Genomic DNA, 17766 nt, shown 5'->3' on the forward strand with positions numbered 1-17766 from the left:
TTTGCACCAATGGTTCTATCATTAGTATCATATAAACTCGTCGCGTCGCCGACCCTCGCTCGCCGCCTCGCAGGAAACGCATGAACCCGTTCGATCTGCCCTCCGCCGTCGCCGATGCCTCGACCTACCAACGCACTGTCGCGCATCTGCGCGCGCGCGGCATCGTGTTGCCGCGCTTCTCCGAACTGGCGGCGCCGGCGACAATGCCCTCCGGCGCGCGCGCCTTGGCCGAGGCCGCAGACAGGAACGCCCCGGACGCGCGAAATCTGTTTGGCCTGCACTGGTTCAACGAGGCGGCAACGCTCGCTGGCCGCACTGTGCCGGCGCATATCGAGCTGCCGAGTTCCATTACCGGCGTTCCGGCGCGAATCGTGGTGATGCTCGGCCGGCATTTCCCGATGATCCAGGCGCACAAGGTGCTGGCGGCCTATGCGTGCCTGGCCCCGCGCCTCGTCACCGGCACGTTCGATCCCACCCATCACCGCGCCGTATGGCCTTCCACAGGCAATTACTGCCGGGGCGGCGTCGCTATCTCGCGCATTCTCGGCTGCCACGGCGTTGCCGTGCTGCCGGGCGGGATGAGCGCTGAGCGCTTCAACTGGCTGGAGAAATGGGTCACCGACCCCGCCGATATCGTGCGCACGCCGGGCACGGAATCGAATGTGAAGGAAATCTACGACGCCTGCGCGGTGATGGCGAAGGACGAAAGCAACTTCATCCTCAACCAGTTCTCGGAGTTCCCGAACTACCTCGGCCATTATGCCGTCACCGGCGCGGCCGCCGGGGCACTGTTCGAGGCGTTGAGCGCGGGCGCGCCCGGGCTGCGGCTGGCGGCCTTCGTCGCCGGCACCGGCTCGGCCGGCACGCTGGGGGCGGGAGACCACCTCAAGGAGACATATGGGGCCCGCATCGTCGCCATGGAGCCGGTGGAGTGCCCGACCCTGCTCTATAACGGCTTTGGCGAGCACAACATCCAGGGCATCGGCGACAAGCACGTTCCCCTCATCCACAACGTCACCAATACCGACATTGTCGCCGGCGTCTCCGATGCCGCCTCGGACGATCTCGCTTTGCTGTTCGGAACCCCGGCCGGACGCGCCTATCTCGCAGAGCGGCGCGGGGTGGACACGGCGACACTGGCCGGCCTCGCCGCGCTCGGGCTATCAGGCATCGGCAATGTGCTCGCGGCCATCAAGACCGCGCGCCGGCTCGACCTCGGCGTGGAGGACGTCATCCTCACCATCGCCACTGACGGCTCCGAGCTGTACCCGAGCGAACTCGCCGCCCACCTCACCAAGAAAGGCGGCCGCTACGACCAGATCGATGCGGCGGAGGCCTTTGGCCAGCATCTGCTCGGCGCCGGCGCCGACCATGTGCTGGAGCTCGATCACCGCGACCGCCAGCGCGTGTTCAACCTCGGCTACTACACCTGGGTCGAGCAGCAGGGAATCAGCGTCGAGGATTTCGAGCGGCGCCGGAACCAGAGTTTCTGGCGCGGGCTGCGGACCCATCTCGACGTCTTTGACGAGTTGATCACCCGCATGAATCGCGACATCGGCAATGTGCAAGCGGCGTAGGAGAGACATGTGAGCATTCCCTCCTATCTCGACCTGCGCCAGAAGACCCGCGCGCGCGACCGCAGCCTGCGCGACAAGGTGATGTCACTGGAAGAGGCGGCAGCCCTGGTGGCGGATGGCGACAGCCTCGCCATTGGCGGCTGCACCGCCTCGCGCACGCCGATGGCAATGATCTGGGCGCTGATCCGCGCCGGCAAGCGCGACCTCGAAGTCTCGCGCTCCATCGTCTCCACCGAGGGCGACCTGCTCTACGCCTCGGGCGTCTCCCGCCACATCATCACCTCATGGTTCAGCCAGGGCATCGTGTGGGGCGTGTCCAAGGTGATGCGCGCCTATACCGAGTCCAAGCGCGCCCGCTTCGAGGAATGGAGCCACATGGCGATGGGCCTGCGCTACCGCGCCGGGGCCATGGGCGTGCCCTTCATGCCGATGCGCTCAATGCTCGGCTCGGGCGTGCTGGACCGCACTGAGGGCGCCAAGACGATGGAATGCCCCTTCACCGGCGAGACGTTGCTGCTGGTGCCGGCGCTGAACCCTGAGGTCGCGATCATCCATGTCCAGCGCTGCGACGCCTATGGCAACGCCCAGATCGACGGGCTGACCTTCATGGATATCGACATGGCGATGGCGGCCAACAAGGTGATCCTCACCACCGAGCGCATAGTCTCCAACGAGCAGATCCGCCGGCATCCGGACCAGACCAAGATTGGCTTCTTCACGGTGGATGCGGTGGTCGAGGTGCCTTTCGGTTGCGCGCCGCATGAATGCTACGGCCTCTACGAGCCGTTCTACACCCACATGGACCTCTATGCGCAGATGACGGCAAGGGACGCAGATACCGGCGCCAAGGCCTATCTCGACCGCTTCTATCACGAGCCGAAAAACTGGGCCGACTACCTCAGCCGCATCGGCATGGCGGAACTGCTCGATGCCCAGCGCCGCGGGAGTGGCATCTATGACGACTGAACGCGCCCGCATCAGCCTCTCCGTCGCACCGGCCTATACCGGCTCCGAACTGCTCGCGGTGATGAGCGCCCGACTGCTCAAGGATGGGCAGACCGTGTTCGCCGGCGTCGGCATTCCGCTTCTGGCCGCGATTCTCGCCCAGAAGACGCATGCACCGGGCCTTACCATTCTGTTCGAGGGCGGAGTGATCGGGCCGTTTGTGGAAGCGGGCAAGCTGCCGCCCTCCACCAATGAGCAGCGCTGCTCGCGCCGCGCCAACATGCTGGTGTCGATCACCGAGGTGCTGCTGCTGCTGCAGCGCGGCTATGTCGATGTCGGCTTCATGGGCGGCGCGCAGATCGACCGTTTCGGCAATCTGAATTCCTCCTTCATCGGCGATGCCGAGAACCCGAAGATCCGCCTGCCCGGCACCGGCGGCGGCAACGACATCGCCTCGCTCGCCGACATGATCGTCGCCATGAAGCATGAGAAACGCCGCTTCGTGGAGAAGGTGGATTTCATCACCTCACCCGGTTTTCTCGACGGCGGCGACACGCGGGCCCAGGCCGGCCTGCCCGCCGGCGGCATGTTCCGGGTGGTGACTGATCTCGGCATTCTCGGCTTCGAGGCGGAAAGCCGCGCCATGACGGTGCTGGCGCTCCACCCCGGCGTCTCGGCGGCCGACATCAAGGCCAATACCGGCTTCGAGCTGCCGGTGCCCGACGATGTCGAGGTCACGCCTGCACCGACCCCGAACGAGCTCGCCATCCTTCGCGAACTCGATCCCGAACAGCTCTACACGGCCTGAAGTGCCGCCATCCGGAAGCTTGGAGACGATCATGAGTGTGCCGGCCTTCGGCGTGGCGATGCGCAACTTCACCCGTTTCCCGGAGCTTCCGGACGCGGGGGCGCTGATCGACTACGGCGTGCGGATGGAGGAGCTCGGCTTCGAGTCCCTGTGGGTGTGGGACCACATCCTGCTCGGCACCGACCCGCATTTTCCGATCCTCGATTCGCTCTCCCTGCTGACGGCGGTGGCCGCCCGCACCAAGACGATCAAGATCGGCACCGGCGTGCTCGTGCTGCCACTGCGCAACCCGGTCATCCTCGCCAAGCAGCTTTCCACCATCGACCTGATCTCGAACGGTCGCCTGATGCTCGGCGCGGCGGTGGGCTGGTACAAGCGCGAATTCGACGCCGTCGGCATTCCCTATGAGCGGCGCGGCAAGATCATGGACCGCAACCTCGACATTCTGAAGCGTCTGTGGACCGAGGATTCCGTCAGTGGCGAATGGGACGAACTGAACCTGCGCAACGCGGTGATGTTCCCCAAGCCGGTGCAGAAGCCGCACCCGCCCATCCTCATTGGCGGCTATGTCGATGTGGTTCTCAAGCGCGCCGCCACCAGGGGCGACGGCTGGCTGACCTATTTCTACACGCCAGACTCCTACTCCGAGGCCTGGGGCAAGATCTCCGCCTATGCGGAAGAGGCCGGCCGCGACCCGGCCGAGTTGTACAGCCTCAACCAGTTGCCGATCTATGTCGGCCCGCGTGAGGTCGGCATGCCCAAGATGCAGGAATGGCTGCATGCCGAATGGGACCTGTCCAAGGGCTCGCTGTCCAGCTTCGACAGCGCCATTGTCGGCACGCCGGCCGAATGCGCCGAGCAGATCGCCGCCCATGTCGCGACGGGCGTAAAGAAGATCGTCTTCGTACCGTGGCGCTATGAGAAAGAGCAGGTCGACCTGCTCGCCCATGAGGTACTGCCGCTATTGCGGAAGTGAAGGGCGACTCTGCGAGCCGTGCTCAGGCGTTTACGACGAATCGAGGCGCCGCTCGACTCGCTTTTCCCTCCTGATACGGTGCGCCATCCAGGAACTGCCAACCGTTCAGGAGACGCTACCGTGAAGATGTCTGCGATCGCGGCACTGACGCTCATCGGCGTTACGACCGCCGCCTGCGTGACGGCGACCCAGCAGAAGGAGAACATGCTCTCCGCCGCCGGTTTCCAGATCCGCCTCGCCGATACACCGGCAAAGATCGCCTCGCTGCAGAGCCTGCCGCCTCATAAGTTCACCGTTCAGAATCAGAACGGCCAGCCGGTGTTTCTCTATGCCGACCCGACGGTGTGCGGCTGCATCTATTACGGCACGCAGGACAATTTCGCGGCCTATCAGCAGATGGTGTTCCAGCAGCAGCTCGCCAGCGAACAGCAGATGACCGCCATGATGAACCAGCAGATGGCGTTCGACTACGGTCCGTGGGGCGGCCCCTTCATCCCCTACTGATCCCGCCCACGGCCTCGCGGACGGTTTAGCCCCGCCGCACGGCAAGACTTCCTATCCGCGCGAACTTCCCGGCCGCCGGCTCCACCCGGGGGCTCAGCGGCTCGGCGGCGTAGGAGCGCTGCTTCTGCCGCGAGGGAGCATCGGCGTAGAGCGTGGTGCGCTGGCGGGCGAGCCGGCCGGCGGCGCCGATCGCCGCCTCCATTCGGTCGGGCGAAAACTCCTGCCCATGCGCCCCGCCGGCGGCGCGACTGATCGATTCATCCATCAGCGTTCCGCCAATGTCGTTGGCACCCGCCTTCAGCGCCTCGACCAGCCCCCCAGCGCCCAGCTTGACCCAGGAGGCCTGCACGTTGGGAATGAGCGGATGCAGCGCCAGCCGCCCCACCGCATGCATCAGCAGGGCCTCGCGCCGGCTCGGCCCCTGCCGGGTGCCGCCCTTCAGGTACAGCGGCGCCTCCATGTGCAGGAAGGGCAGCGGCACGAATTCGGTGATGCCGCCGGTCTCGGCCTGCAGGCGGCGCAGGCGCAGCAGGTGGCGCGCCCAGTGCGCGTAAGTGTCGACATGACCAAACATGATGGTCGAGGTGGTCTTGAGCCCGCCGCGATGGGCGTCGCCCACCGTTTCCAGCCATTCCTGCGTGGTCAGCTTGTCCGGGCAGATGAGCGCGCGCACCTCATCGTCGAGGATTTCCGCCGCCGTGCCGGGCAGGCTGCCGAGGCCCGCCTCCTTCAGCCGCAGCAGGAATTCCGGTACCGGCAAGCCGAGCGTCGCCGCGCCGTGGCGCACTTCCAGCGCCGAGAAGGCGTGCACATGCATCGCAGGCACCGCCTCCTTCACCGCGCGCAGGATGGCGAGATAGGTCTCACCGGAGAAATCCGGGTGGATGCCGCCCTGCATGCAGACTTCCGTGGCGCCGCGCGCCCAGGCCTCCCGCGTGCGGCGCTGGATCTCGGCCAGGTCGAGCTCATAGGCCCTGCCGCGCAGATGCTGGTTCTGCCGGCCCTTGGAGAAGGCGCAGAAGCCGCATTTATAGGCGCAGACATTAGTATAGTTGATGTTGCGGGTGACGACGTAGGAGACGGTGTCGCCCACCGTCTCCCGGCGCAGCGCATTGGCGGCCTCGAAGACCCGGCGGGCACGGTGGCCGCGCGCGTCGAACAGGCGGGCGATCTCCGCCTCGTTCAGTTCCCGCCCGGCGAAGGCGCGGTCGAGGACGGCATCGAGCCCGTGGTCCGGCCCGGCAAGCGCCGGTGCGGCCGGCCATTCGACCACTTCCGCACCCTCGCCCGCCATCCCAACCCGCCAGCCGCTCTCTTGCGCGAGACCGGCCGCATCGGCGCGGCGCAGCACATGAGGGGCGACGCGGGCATCGAGCCACGTCGCCCGGTCGGCGATATGGCCGGGATAGATGGCGAGACGGGGCGCGAGCACCTTGCCCGCGCGGGCGGTCGCCGCCCCAAGAGCCGCCAGCGCCGGCCAGGGCGCCTCCGGGTTCACATGGTCCGGCGTCACCGGCGACACGCCGCCCCAATCATTGATGCCGGCCTCGATCAGCGCTTTCAACCCCTCCGGCTGGAGATTAGGCGGCGCCTGAATCGAGACATCCGACCCGAGGATGAGCCGGGCGACCGCAACGGTCCACAGATGCTCCTCCAACGAGGGCTCCGGCGCACTCGCCATTCGGGTGCCGGCCTTGGCGCGGAAATTCTGGATGATGACTTCCTGCACATGCCCGTGCCGCTCATGCGCGGCGCGGATGGCGAGCAGCGCCTCGATGCGTTCGCGGCGCGTCTCGCCGATCCCGATCAGGATGCCGGTGGTGAAGGGCACCCGCGCCCGGCCCGCCGCCTCCAGCGTGGCAAGACGCACGGCCGGCAGCTTGTCCGGCGAGCCGAAATGCGGGCCGCCCCGGGCGGACAGCCGCTCGGCGGTGGCCTCGATCATCAGCCCCTGGGAGGCCGACACGTCGCGCAGGCTCGCCAGTTCCGCCTCGTCCATCACCCCGGCATTGAGGTGGGGCAACAGGCCGGTCTCCTCCAGCACCAGCGCCGCCATGGCGCGCAGATAGGACAGCGTGCTGGCATGGCCGAGGGCCGCCAGCTCCTCGCGCGCCAAGGCGTAACGCCGCTCCGGCTTGTCGCCGAGCGTGAACAGCGCTTCGTCGCAGCCCATCCGCGCGCCGGCGCGGGCAATCTCCAGCACCTCGCCGGGGGTGAGGAAGGCGCGCTGTCCCCTGCGGGGCGGATGAGCGAAGGTGCAGTAGTGGCAGACATCCCGGCAGAGCTGGGTCAGCGGGATGAACACTTTTCGCGAGACGGTGACGGTGCCGCCGAAACCGGCATCGCGCCGCCGCGCCGCACGCGCCATCAGCCCCACGAGATCGGTGTTGTCCGAGAGCGCAAGGGCGGCCGCCTCGTCGAGGCGCCCGCCCGGAAGCACCACCGCCTCTCCCCGCGCGCCGCTCATCGGTTCAGCCCGCCATCATCTCGGGCAGGGTGACAAGCTCGACGCCGGCCGCCCGCAGCGCCTCGCAGCAGGCGGATGCCACCGCGATGGCGCTCGGCTCGTCGCCGTGCACGCAGAGCGAATCGAACCTGGTCGGCATCTTCTTGCCGTTCACCGAGATGATCTCGCCATCCAGCACCATGCGCACGACACGCTCCGACGCCACTTTGGGATCGCGGATCATCGAATCCGCATGTACGCGCGAGCGCAGGTTGCCATCATCCTCGTAGAGCCGGTCGATGAAGGCTTCCCGTGACAGCGGCACGCCGAGATCGATCGCCGCCTTCTCCATCTCGGTGCCCGACAAAGCGAGGTAATAGAGCGAGGGGTCGACCACCTTGATGGCGCGGCCGACGGCGCGCGCATAATCCTTGTCGACCGCGCACATGTTGTTGAGGGCGCCATGCGGCTTCACATGCGTCACCTTCACGCCCGCATAGGCGGCCATGCCAGCGAGCGCGCCGAGCTGATAGGCGACGAGATATTCGAGATCGTCGGCATTCATCCGGATCTGCCGGCGACCAAAGCCCCAGACGTCGTTGAAGCCCGGATGGGCCCCCACCGAGACGCCGTTCGCCTTGGCCTTGAGGCACACGTCGCGCATGACCGTGGCATCGCCGGCATGCTGGCCGCAGGCAACATTGACACTCTTGACGATCTTCAGGATCGCGTCGTCATTGCCGATGTCATAATGGCCGTAGCCCTCGCCCATATCGGCGTTGATATTCATGCGCTTCGCCACGGCCAGCCTCCCGACACCCTAGGTCCTGTTGACATTAACACATTATATAATCATGCATTTCAAGTCGAAACGTACTAACATTAGTATGATTGCCAGACAGCGGCAAGGCGCGAGGTGGCTGGGGAGGCGGGGATGGTGGACGCAGAGGCGATGACGGCCAGGCGGATCGACGCCCGGGCACGCTTCCTGCCCGTGGGCGACTCCGCCTTCGCCGTCGAATTCGGCGACCGCATCGATCCGGGGATCAATGCACTGGTCCACCGCACCGCCGCCCTCCTGACCGAGGCCCGGCCGGAGGGGCTGGTGGAAACCGTTCCGAGCTTCCGCTCGCTGCTGGTTCATTATGATCCCCTCTCCACCAGCGCGCAGGCGCTGCAAAGGTTCATCGGTGGCCTGGAACTGGAGGACGAGGCCGGGCAGGCGCCCCCACGCATCTGGCGGATTCCCGTGCTCTATGGCGGCGAGGCGGGCCCGGATCTCACCGAAGTGGCTGCCGCGACGGGGCTGAGCGAAGCGGAGGTGATCGCCCTCCATGCCGGCACGCTCTACCGGGTCTATGTGCAGGGCTTCCTGCCGGGATTTGCCTATCTCGGCGACCTGCCGGAGGTGCTCGACCTTCCGCGCCGGACCAGCCCGCGCGTGCGCGTACCGCCGGGCTCGGTCGCCATCGCCCAGCGCATGAGCGGCATCTACCCCGTCGAATCGCCGGGAGGCTGGCACCTCATCGGGCAAACACCGCTGCGCTTCTTCGATCCGGCGCAGTCGCCGCCGACCCTGTTCGCGCCGGGTGACGGGGTGCGATTCGTGCCGGTGGATGCCCGAGCGCATGCCGCAATCGCCGAGGCCGTCGCCCGGGGCCGCTATGAATCCGAACTGGAAGGTGGATCGGCATGACCGCCCGCCTGCACATCCTGCAGCCCGGCCCGCAAACAACCGTCCAGGACCTTGGCCGCCACGGATTCCAGGCCTATGGCGTGCCGGTCTGCGGCGCGCTGGACGGAACGGCGCTCCGGCTCGCCAATGCCCTGGTTGGCAATGAGGCGGGACAGGCAGGGCTGGAGATCCGCCTTGCCGGTCCGGCCTTCGAGGTCGTCGGCGGACCGGCAAGGCTGGCGCTGGCGGGGGCGCAGGCGCGCATTGAGGTTACGCTCGGCGACGAGACGCGGCGCTATGGGGCCTGGCGCGCCATCGACGTGCCCGAGGGGGCACAGGTGCGGGTGGGCGCGCTCGCAGGCTCCGGCTGCGCGGTGCTGGCCTTTGCCGGCGGCGTCGACACGCCGCCCGTGCTGTGCTCGCGCTCCACCGATCTCAAGGGCCGTTTCGGCGGGCATGAAGGCCGCGCGCTGGCTTCGGGCGACCGGCTGCTCCTCGGCAAGGGGAAAGCGCAGGGACCTTGCCTCGAACTCCCCTCGCCCCCGCGCGTCGCCGGCGAGGTCACGTTGCGCGCGGTTCCCGGCCCGCAGGCCGATGCCTTTACCGATGAGGCGGTGGCCGCCTTCTTCGCCACGCCCTATCGCATCTCGCGCGAGGCCGACCGCATGGGGATGCGACTGGAAGGCCCGCCGCTCGCGTTCCGGCACGGCGCCGACATCGTCTCCGACGGCATCGCCACCGGGGCGATCCAGGTGCCGGGCTCCGGCCTGCCCATCCTGTTGCTCGCCGACCATCAGACCATCGGCGGCTACGCCAAGATCGCCACCGTTATTTCGGCCGATCTGCCGCTCGCAGGTGGCCTGATGCCGGGAGGGCTCGTCCACTTCCGGGCGGTCACGGTTGCCGAGGGAGAAGAGGCCCGTCGCGCGCGGGAGGCGGACATCGCACGCTTGGTCGCCTCGTTGGTTCCGGTGCGCGAGGGCGCACGCATTGATGAGGCGGCGCTCTACCAGGCGAATCTCATCTCGGGCGTTGTCACCGCACTGGAAAGCAGCTAACCCGCCCGGCGAATAGGATTTCATGATACCGAAGATAGAACGACTTCGCCGATTCTTCCCTTACGAGAGGCCGCCGATCGAGGCGGCGCGAGCGGACCGATACGACCATGCTCAAGGATTCTCCCGCCGCGACGGTCAATCCCGATTACCGCCGCAGCCCGGTGCCGCGCTATCTGCAGATCGCCGGCGTCATCCGCCGCCGCATCGAGGACGGCGTGTGGGGGCCGAATGAGAAGATCTCGACGCTGCAGGAACTCGAAGCCGAGTTCCAGGTGGCGCGCGTCACGGTGCGCCAGGCGGTGGAGGTGCTGCAGGGCGAGGGGCTGGTGCGCCGCATTCAGGGCAAGGGCACCTTCGTCTCCGCCTCGGTCGAGGATAAGCGCTGGCTGAAGCTGGACCTGAAATGGCACTCGCTGGCCGGCACGATCGGCGCCAATATTCCGCGCTTCCTGCCCGTGGCGACGCCGCCCGCCCCGCCGACGATTCGGCCGGAAGACGGCACTCCGGCCACGCGCTACCGCTATCTGGAAAGCGTGCAGTCCCGCCGCGGCCAGCCTTATTCCTTCGCCCGGGTGCATTTCGACGCGGCGCTGTATGAACTCGCCCCCGCCCGCTTCGACCGCGAGCCGACCATCGCCGTGGTCGCCTCGCTGGAGGGGCTGAAGGTGAAGCGCGCCCGGCAGTCCTTCATCGTCGGCACGGTGGAGCCCCGCGTGGCGAACCTGCTCGCCACCGGGATCGGCTTCCCCACCGTCGAGGCCCATCTGGTCATCACCGACGAGAACGACGTGGTGATCTATGTCGCCGATATCGTCTATCGCGGCGACTGCGTGCAGCTCGACATCGACCTGCTGGGCTGAATATCGACAGGCGAGTCTGCCGGGCCCTCAGGCCCGCCGAAACAGGCGCCTGAGCCAGTCCTTCACCAGCGAGAACAGCAGCGACCCGGCATCGAGCGGGGCAGGCTGCGCCGGGGCGGTCTCGCCCCGCAGCAGGGCGGTCAGATTGGTCGCAAACGCCGCCGTCAGGCGCGCGGCCAGATCGCGCGCGAGCGCTCCACGGCTCATCTGCGCGAGCGGGCCCTGCAGCACATAGGCCACCTCCACCCGAACCCGCGTCGCCGCCGCTCCCGGCAGTTCATCGAGACCATAGACCAGCCGCGCCTGAACCCGCGTCGCGCTGCGCCGATCGACACCGCCGCCTTCGATCGTCCCGGTCCAGTTCGCCGGATCGGCAGCGATCACTCCTGTGCCGCCAAAGGCGGCCTGGATCGGCCCGAGCTTCACCAGCATTTCCGCGTTCACCCTGCGCCCGTCGCTCGGTGCCGTCAGCCGCGCGCCCGGCAGGCAGGCGATTACCTGTGCCGGATCCTGGAACAGCGCCCAGACCTGTGCCCGGCTCGCCGGCACCTCGAAGTCCTGCACCAACTCCACCGGATTGCGCAAAGGTTCCGGCACGAAACCCGCGCCGGCGGCCGGCTTGTCCTCGCTTCGGCCGGGGCGCGCATCCTGCCCGTCCGGAAGCCGCGCCGGAGCCACCGGCAAGGTCAGCGGCGAGATGTGGAGCGGGGGAGCGACCGCCCCGCTGCGCGTCACCACCGCCGCCTCGCCGGCCTTGGCCCGCTCGGCCGCCACCGCCCGGACGGCGCGGATGATGCCGATATAGCCGGTGCAACGGCACAGATTTCCCGCCAGTTCATGACGGATGGCCGCATCATCCGCACCAGGGCGCCGCAGCACGATGTCGCGCGCCATGATGAGCATCCCCGGCGTGCAGAAGCCGCACTGCAGCCCATGCTCCGCCATGAAGGCCTCGCGCAGGCGGGCGGCAACGGGATCGTCCGCCAACCCTTCCACCGTTGTAATGGCGGCACCATCAAGCGCGACGGGAAAGGCGATGCAGGCACGGGCGGGAGCGCCGTCGATCAGCACGGTACACGCCCCACATACACCATGCTCGCACCCCAGATGCGTACCGGTGAGCAGCAATTCCTCGCGCACGAAATCGGCGAGATGCTGGCGCGGCTCGACCTCGACCTCGATGTCGCGGCCGTTGACGGAAAGGCGGATCGGCTTCATGCGGGCTGACCTTCAGGCTGGCTTTTCGTTGCCAGCGCGGCAATCGCTTGCCGTACAACCTCGCGGCGCAAGCGGAATGTGGCCGGATCGGCGGCAAGGCCGGCCGCGCGGAGAATGTCGTCGACGACCTCGGGGGAATTGATGGCAGTGCCGGCCTCGGCGATCACCAGCTGCCGCGCCTCCGTGGCGCCGATGGCGAGACGCTGAACATCGCCTTCCGGGTCGACCAGCACCGCGCACATCGCTTCGGCGAACTCGCCGACCTTGCGGCAGGACTTGCGATAGCCGAAGCGTGCCCTCGCCGAGCGGCGCGGGACGAATATCCCGGCGATGATCTCGCCGGGCGCAAGCGCCGTCTCGAAGGCGCCGAGGATGAACGCCTCGACCGGCAGCTCCCGTGTTCCAGCCGGTCCGGCGAGATGCACCCGGGCGCCAAGAGCGGCGAGCGTCGTCGGCCAGTCGGCGGCAGGATCGGCGTGGGCAAGGCTGCCACCGATGGTGCCGCGATTGCGCACAGCGCGATAGGCGATGCCATGGGCAATACGCGCGAGAAAACCGGGCGTCGGGTCCGCCACGGCGCCGTCCTCAAACTCGGCATGGGTCAGTCCGGCGCCGTAAAGGATCCCGTCCGGGCGTTCCTCGACCCGCCGCAGCTCGGGCAGGCGGGAAATGTCGACCACGCAACCCGGCCGGGAGAGGCGGAGATTGAGCATTGGGCCGAGGCTCTGCCCGCCGGCCATCGGCCGGGCGCTGGCATCCTCGAGCGCGGCAATGGCACCGGCACAATCGACCGGGCGCAGATAGTCGAACCGCGCGGCCTTCACGACGCGAACCCTCCCACTGATCGGCTTTCCGCTGACGCCTTCTGTCGCGCCGCCTCGACCGCGTCGCGCACCCGGCGCGGCGTCATCGGCGAGACGGTCATCTCAGCGCCGAGCCCGGCCAGCGCGTCGTTGATCGCATTGCCGATCGCCGCCGGTGGGGCAATGGCACCGCCCTCGCCTATGCCCTTCTGGCCGAAGCGCGTATTGGGCGACGGCGTTTCCATGTGAGCGATGCACACATCCGGCATCTCGCCTGCGCCGGGCAGGAGGTAGTCCGCCAGCGTCGAGGCCAGCGGCTGGCCGTGACCATCATAGATCATCTCCTCATAAAGCGCTGTGCCGATGCCCTGCGCGGTGCCGCCATAGATCTGGCCGTCCACCACCATCGGGTTGAGCAGCACACCGCCATCCTCGACGATGACGTAGTCAAGGATCTCCACCTCCCCCGTCTCCGGTGCCACCGCCACGACGCAGGCATGGGCGGCATAGGAAAAAGTGCCCGTGTCGACGGTCGGGCGGTAGCCGGCGACGAGGTCCAGCCCGTCCGGGTCGATGTCGGCGGGCAGGTTCTGCGGCGCGAGATACCAGGTTGCCGCCACCTCCCGGAAGCTGACCGACCCCTGCGGGCCGATCACCTGGGCGTCGCGGACCGTCACGGCCTCAAGCGGCGCCTGCAACAGATGCGCCCCGATCCGGGCAATACGGCCGGCCAGCCGCTCGCAGGCGCTCGCCACCGCTCCGCCGGCCATGACGGCCGAGCGCGAGCCCCAGGTGCCGGTCGAATAGGGCGTCATGGCGGTGTCGCCATGGACCACATTGACGAGCTCGGGGTCGATGCCCAGCACTTCGCAAGCCACCTGCGCCAGCGTCGTCTCCATCGACTGGCCATGGCTCTGGCTGCCGATCCGGACTTCCAGCGTGCCATCAGGGGTAAGCCGGGCGCCGCAGGATTCGATACCGGGGACCATCGGAATGCCCCAGCCATGATAGACCGACGTGCCATGGGCGCCCTGCTCGCAATAGACGGCATAGCCGAGCCCGATGCGCCGCCCGTCCGCCTCCGCCGCCTGCTGGCGGGCGCGAACCCCCTGATGGTCGATCATCGCGAAAGCCCGTCGCAGGCTTTCGGGATAGTCGCCCATGTCGAAATCCTTGCCGGTGATCGAAGTGAACGGCATCTGGTCAGGGCGCACCAGATTTCGCTGGCGCACCTCATAGGGCTCCAGCCCGGCCGCGCGCGCCACCGCATCGATCATCAGCTCCATCGCCGTGCACACGCCGGTGCGCGCCACGCCGCGATACGGCACGATCGGCGGCTTGTTGGAGCAGACGGAATAGGTGCGGCAGCGATAGGCCGGCAGATTGTAAGGCCCCGGCAGGTTCGACACCACCTGCGCGCCCTCAAGACAGGCGGAGAAGGGATAGACCGAATAGGCGCCGGCATCGACATGTGCCTGCGCCTCCAGCCCGAGTAGGCGGCCTTCGGTGTCGGCATAGGCCGTCATCACATAGTGATGCTCGCGGCAATTGGCGGCGGCGATGAGATGCTCTCGGCGGTCCTCCAGCCATTTCACCGGCCGGTCGAGCCTCAGCGACGCCCAGGCACAGCAGACTTCCTCGGGCTGCAGCAGCCCCTTCCAGCCGAAGCCGCCGCCGACATCGGGCGCCACCACGCGGATCTTGCGGGTGTCGAGCCCGAGGCATTCGGCTAAGCCCGAGCGCACGATGTGCGGCATCTGGGTGGAGGTCCACAAGGTAAGCTGCTCGACCGTGCGGTCGAACAGGGCGATGCAGCCCTTGCCCTCCAGCGGAGCCATGCACTGCCGGCTGGTGCGCACCTCGCGCGTCACCTGAATCGGCGCGCCCTTGAGCGTCTCGTCGAAATTCTTCTCGGTCGAGGAGACGAGGAACACGTTTTCCGCCCAGTCCTCATGGATCAGCGCGGCGCCGTCCTTGGCGGCGCGCAGCATGTCGACATTGGCCGGCAGCTCCTCGTACTCGACCTCGATTTCCTCGCACAGATCCTCGGCAAGCGCCCTGTTTTCCGCCAGCACCATCACCACCGGCTCGCCGACGAACCTTACCTTGCCGCTCGCCAGCGAGGGCTGGGCGGAGACGCGAAAGCCCGGCAGCCCGGTCTTTGCCAGAATGTCCTTCACACCCGCCATGTCGGCATGGACGAAGGCGCGCCCTTCCAGATGCGCCGGAATATGCACTGCCTTAATGCGCGCATGGGCCAGCGACGAGCGCAGGAAAGCCGCTTCCAGCTGGCCCGGAAATCGCATGTCGCCGATGAAGCGCCCGCGCCCGGCCAGCAGGCGGGCATCCTCCTTGCGGCGAACCGAGGCGCCGACGCCCTTATGCGCCTTTGCACCGCCGGAACGCTCGCCATCCTGCCCTTGGGCGACCATAAGCAACTCCCGCGGGACCACTCCCGCAAAATACTATCTCATTCGATTATCGACACTATCGTGCGATATGTGCTTATCTTTACATAGATAGAATGATTAGAAAAGATGCAGCTATGAGACTGCTTCGTTGCGCGCCACTCTGATCGGAAGCCGAAAGGGAAAGCCATGAAATTCGGGGTTGGCCAGCCGTTTCGCCGGGTGGAGGATCTGCGCTTCATCACCGGCACCGGCCGCTTCACCGACGACCACCGCTTTGAGGGCGAGGCGTTCGCCTGCGTGGTGCGCTCCCCTCTCGCCCACGGAGTGATCAACGGCGTCGACACCGCGTCCGCCCGCGCGATGCCCGGCGTACTGGACGTCTACACCGCGCAAGACCTCGCCAATGACGGGATCGGCGCCCTCCCCGTCGTCATCGTGCTGGATCACGCGGAGGGCGGGCGTATGCCTCTGCCCGCGCACACACTGCTGGCCGCCGGCAAGGTGCGCTATCTCGGCGAGCCGGTCGCCTTCGTGGTGGCGGAAACCGCGCGTGCCGCCATCGAGGCCGCCGAGGCCGTTGAGCTCGACATCTCCGACCTGCCCGCCGTGGTCGAGCCGGAGGCGGCGCTGGCGGACGGCGCGCCCCTGCTGTTCGACGAAGCCGCCGGCAATCTCGCCTTGCACTGGCAGCTCGGCGACAGCGCGGCGGTGGACGCCGCGCTCCAGGCCTCCACCCGGGTGGTGGAGTTGGAGCTCGTCAATAACCGCATCGTCGTCGCCTCGATGGAGCCGCGCAACGCCATCGGCCTTTATGACGGCCAGAGCGGGCAGTTCACCCTGGTTTCCGGCAGCCAGGGCAGCCACATGATCCGCGACTTCATGTTCGAGGGCGTGTTCGGCCTGCCGGCGGCAAAGCTGCGCGTCATCACCCCGGATGTCGGCGGCGGCTTTGGTATGAAGGCCATTCCCTATCCCGAACAAGCGCTCGTGCTTTATGCCGCGCGCAAGCTGGGCCGCCCGGTACGCTGGCAATCGAGCCGTGCCGAGGCCTTTCTCTCCGACACGCAGGGGCGCGATAATCTCTCCCGTGCCACGCTGGGGCTGGATGCCGACTCCCGCTTCACCGCCTTGAAGGTGGAGACGCTGGCGAGCGCCGGCGGCGCGCTCTCCGCCTTCGGCGTCTACTGCCCAACCCTCTCCGGCCCGCCCATGGCACCCGGTGTCTATGTCATTCCGTCCGTCGCCACCGATGTTCGCATCGCCTACACCAACAACGCGCCGATGGACGCCTATCGCGGCGCCGGCCGCCCGGAGGCCGCCTATCTCATCGAGCGTTTGGTCGACAAGGCGGCGCGGGAGATCGGCCTGAGCCCGATCGCGCTGCGCGAGATCAACATGATCGCGCCCGAGGCTATGCCCCACCGCACCGCGACCGGCGTCGTCTACGATTCCGGCGACTTCGCCAGCGTGATGAGGGCGGGCCTTGGGGCGGCGGACTGGGAGGGCTTTTCAGCCCGGCGCGATAGAGGCGACGGCCTTCTGCGCGGCATAGGCCTAGGCTATTACATCGAGCGCACCGGCGTGCCGGGCAACGAGGGCGCCGTGGTGCAGATCGGCACTGACGGCAGTGTCGTCGTCCATGTCGGCACCCAGTCGACCGGACAAGGACATGAGACCACCTATGTGCAGATGACCGCCGAAGCGCTGGGCATCGACCCTTCGCGCATCGCGGTGAAGACGGGCGACACCGACCAACCGCTGCCCTCCGCCGGCGGCACGGTGGCCTCCCGCTCCATGGTGCATGGCGGCGGCGCCCTGCGCCTCGCCACCGGGGCGATTCTGGGCAAGGCGAGCCGGGAGGCCGCGCATATTCTCGCCGTCGACGAGCGCGAGCTGGAGTTCGATGCCGGCATCTTCCGGGTGCCCGGCACAAACCGTCATGTCGGGCTGCTGGAGGTTGCCGCGCAGGTGGGCGGGCTGGAAGGCGTCGGCGATTTCGAGCAGTTGGCCGGCACCTTCCCGAACGGTGCCCATGTCTGCGAGGTCGCGGTTGACCCGGAGACCGGGCACATCACGGTGGAACGCTACACGGTGGTCGACGATTTCGGCCGCACGCTCAATCCGCTGGTGCTCAGCGGGCAGGTGCATGGCGGCATCGCCCAAGGCATCGGCCAGGCGATGATAGAGCGCACGGTCTACGATCCCGATAGCGGCCAGCTGCTCTCGGGCTCGTTCATGGATTACGGCCTGCCGCGCGCCGACGACCTGCCCTTCTTCGATGTCTCGACCCACAACGTGCCCTGCACGACCAACCCGCTGGGCATCAAGGGCGCCGGGGAAGCCGGCGCCATCGGCGCGCCGCCCGCCCTCGTCAATGCAGTGGTGGATGCCCTGGCCCCGCTGGGCATCACCCATCTCGACATGCCCCTCACCCCCGCGCGGGTATGGGAGGCAATACGAGAGGCGCAGACAAAGGGGTGACGGG

At 67.7% G+C, this 17766-nt stretch carries 14 protein-coding genes; 9 read left to right on the forward strand and 5 right to left on the reverse strand.

Annotation, left to right across the window (positions count from 1 at the left end):
• Positions 1-80: 80 nt before the first annotated feature.
• The 5 genes from BLO63_RS05640 to BLO63_RS05660 all read left to right on the forward strand — a co-directional run bounded on the left by BLO63_RS05640 (position 81) and on the right by BLO63_RS05660 (position 4810).
• Positions 81-1577, forward strand: coding sequence for a pyridoxal-phosphate dependent enzyme (locus tag BLO63_RS05640; RefSeq protein ID WP_091437558.1), 1497 nt, complete (start codon positions 81-83; stop codon positions 1575-1577).
• 9 nt (positions 1578-1586) lie between these two features.
• Entirely contained in the window at positions 1587-2543 is a 957-nt protein-coding gene (locus BLO63_RS05645) for a CoA transferase subunit A (RefSeq protein WP_091437560.1), read from the forward strand.
• Positions 2533-3330, forward strand: coding sequence for a CoA-transferase subunit beta (locus tag BLO63_RS05650; protein ID WP_091437562.1), 798 nt, complete (start codon positions 2533-2535; stop codon positions 3328-3330). Before BLO63_RS05645 ends, BLO63_RS05650 begins: the two co-directional genes overlap by 11 nt.
• A 31-nt stretch (positions 3331-3361) precedes the next feature.
• Complete coding sequence (locus tag BLO63_RS05655) at positions 3362-4306, forward strand: LLM class flavin-dependent oxidoreductase (protein WP_091437563.1); 945 nt, start codon at positions 3362-3364, stop codon at positions 4304-4306.
• A 126-nt stretch (positions 4307-4432) separates the two neighbouring features.
• Positions 4433-4810 carry a hypothetical protein gene (locus BLO63_RS05660; RefSeq protein WP_244517738.1) on the forward strand — a complete coding sequence of 126 codons (378 nt, stop codon included), beginning with the start codon at positions 4433-4435 and terminating at the stop codon, positions 4808-4810.
• A gap of 25 nt (positions 4811-4835) precedes the next feature.
• Here the strand turns inward: BLO63_RS05660 and cofH are convergent, their stop codons facing one another.
• Both cofH and BLO63_RS05670 read right to left on the reverse strand, forming a co-directional pair.
• Entirely contained in the window at positions 4836-7277 is a 2442-nt protein-coding gene (gene cofH / locus BLO63_RS05665; protein WP_091437566.1) for a 5-amino-6-(D-ribitylamino)uracil--L-tyrosine 4-hydroxyphenyl transferase CofH, read from the reverse strand.
• 4 nt (positions 7278-7281) lie between these two features.
• A complete protein-coding gene (locus tag BLO63_RS05670) occupies positions 7282-8046 on the reverse strand; it encodes a LamB/YcsF family protein (protein ID WP_091438746.1) in 765 nt (254 codons plus the stop codon).
• A 144-nt stretch (positions 8047-8190) separates the two neighbouring features.
• Here BLO63_RS05670 and pxpB point away from each other — a divergent pair, with 144 nt between their 5' ends.
• From pxpB to BLO63_RS05685, 3 genes are all read left to right on the forward strand, one after another.
• The gene (gene pxpB, locus BLO63_RS05675; RefSeq protein WP_091437567.1) at positions 8191-8952 is read left to right on the forward strand and encodes a 5-oxoprolinase subunit PxpB; all 762 of its coding nucleotides are present in this window, start codon (positions 8191-8193) and stop codon (positions 8950-8952) included.
• Positions 8949-9989 carry a 5-oxoprolinase subunit C family protein gene (locus BLO63_RS05680; protein WP_091437569.1) on the forward strand — a complete coding sequence of 347 codons (1041 nt, stop codon included), beginning with the start codon at positions 8949-8951 and terminating at the stop codon, positions 9987-9989. The genes pxpB and BLO63_RS05680 overlap by 4 nt, the downstream gene beginning before the upstream one ends.
• Positions 9990-10096: 107 nt before the next feature.
• Positions 10097-10849, forward strand: coding sequence for a GntR family transcriptional regulator (locus BLO63_RS05685; protein ID WP_091437579.1), 753 nt, complete (start codon positions 10097-10099; stop codon positions 10847-10849).
• 27 nt (positions 10850-10876) lie between these two features.
• Here the strand turns inward: BLO63_RS05685 and BLO63_RS05690 are convergent, their stop codons facing one another.
• Genes BLO63_RS05690 through BLO63_RS05700 form a run of 3 tightly spaced genes read right to left on the reverse strand, consistent with a single transcriptional unit; the run spans position 10877 to position 15302 of the window.
• Complete coding sequence (locus tag BLO63_RS05690; protein WP_091437581.1) at positions 10877-12067, reverse strand: xanthine dehydrogenase family Fe-S subunit; 1191 nt, start codon at positions 12065-12067, stop codon at positions 10877-10879.
• On the reverse strand, positions 12064-12891 hold the full coding sequence (locus BLO63_RS05695) for an FAD binding domain-containing protein (protein ID WP_091437583.1): 828 nt from the start codon (positions 12889-12891) through the stop codon (positions 12064-12066). Before BLO63_RS05695 ends, BLO63_RS05690 begins: the two co-directional genes overlap by 4 nt.
• Positions 12888-15302, reverse strand: a complete 2415-nt coding sequence (locus BLO63_RS05700; RefSeq protein WP_091437585.1) for a xanthine dehydrogenase family protein molybdopterin-binding subunit — start codon at positions 15300-15302, stop codon at positions 12888-12890. The genes BLO63_RS05695 and BLO63_RS05700 overlap by 4 nt, the downstream gene beginning before the upstream one ends.
• Before the next feature lie 165 nt (positions 15303-15467).
• On the opposite strand from BLO63_RS05700, the gene BLO63_RS05705 reads away from it, so the two are divergent.
• Complete coding sequence (locus BLO63_RS05705) at positions 15468-17762, forward strand: xanthine dehydrogenase family protein molybdopterin-binding subunit (protein WP_091437588.1); 2295 nt, start codon at positions 15468-15470, stop codon at positions 17760-17762.
• The last annotated feature ends 4 nt before the right edge of the window (positions 17763-17766 follow it).

The sequence above is a fragment of the Ancylobacter rudongensis genome (assembly GCF_900100155.1).
Lineage (GTDB): Bacteria > Pseudomonadota > Alphaproteobacteria > Rhizobiales > Xanthobacteraceae > Ancylobacter > Ancylobacter rudongensis.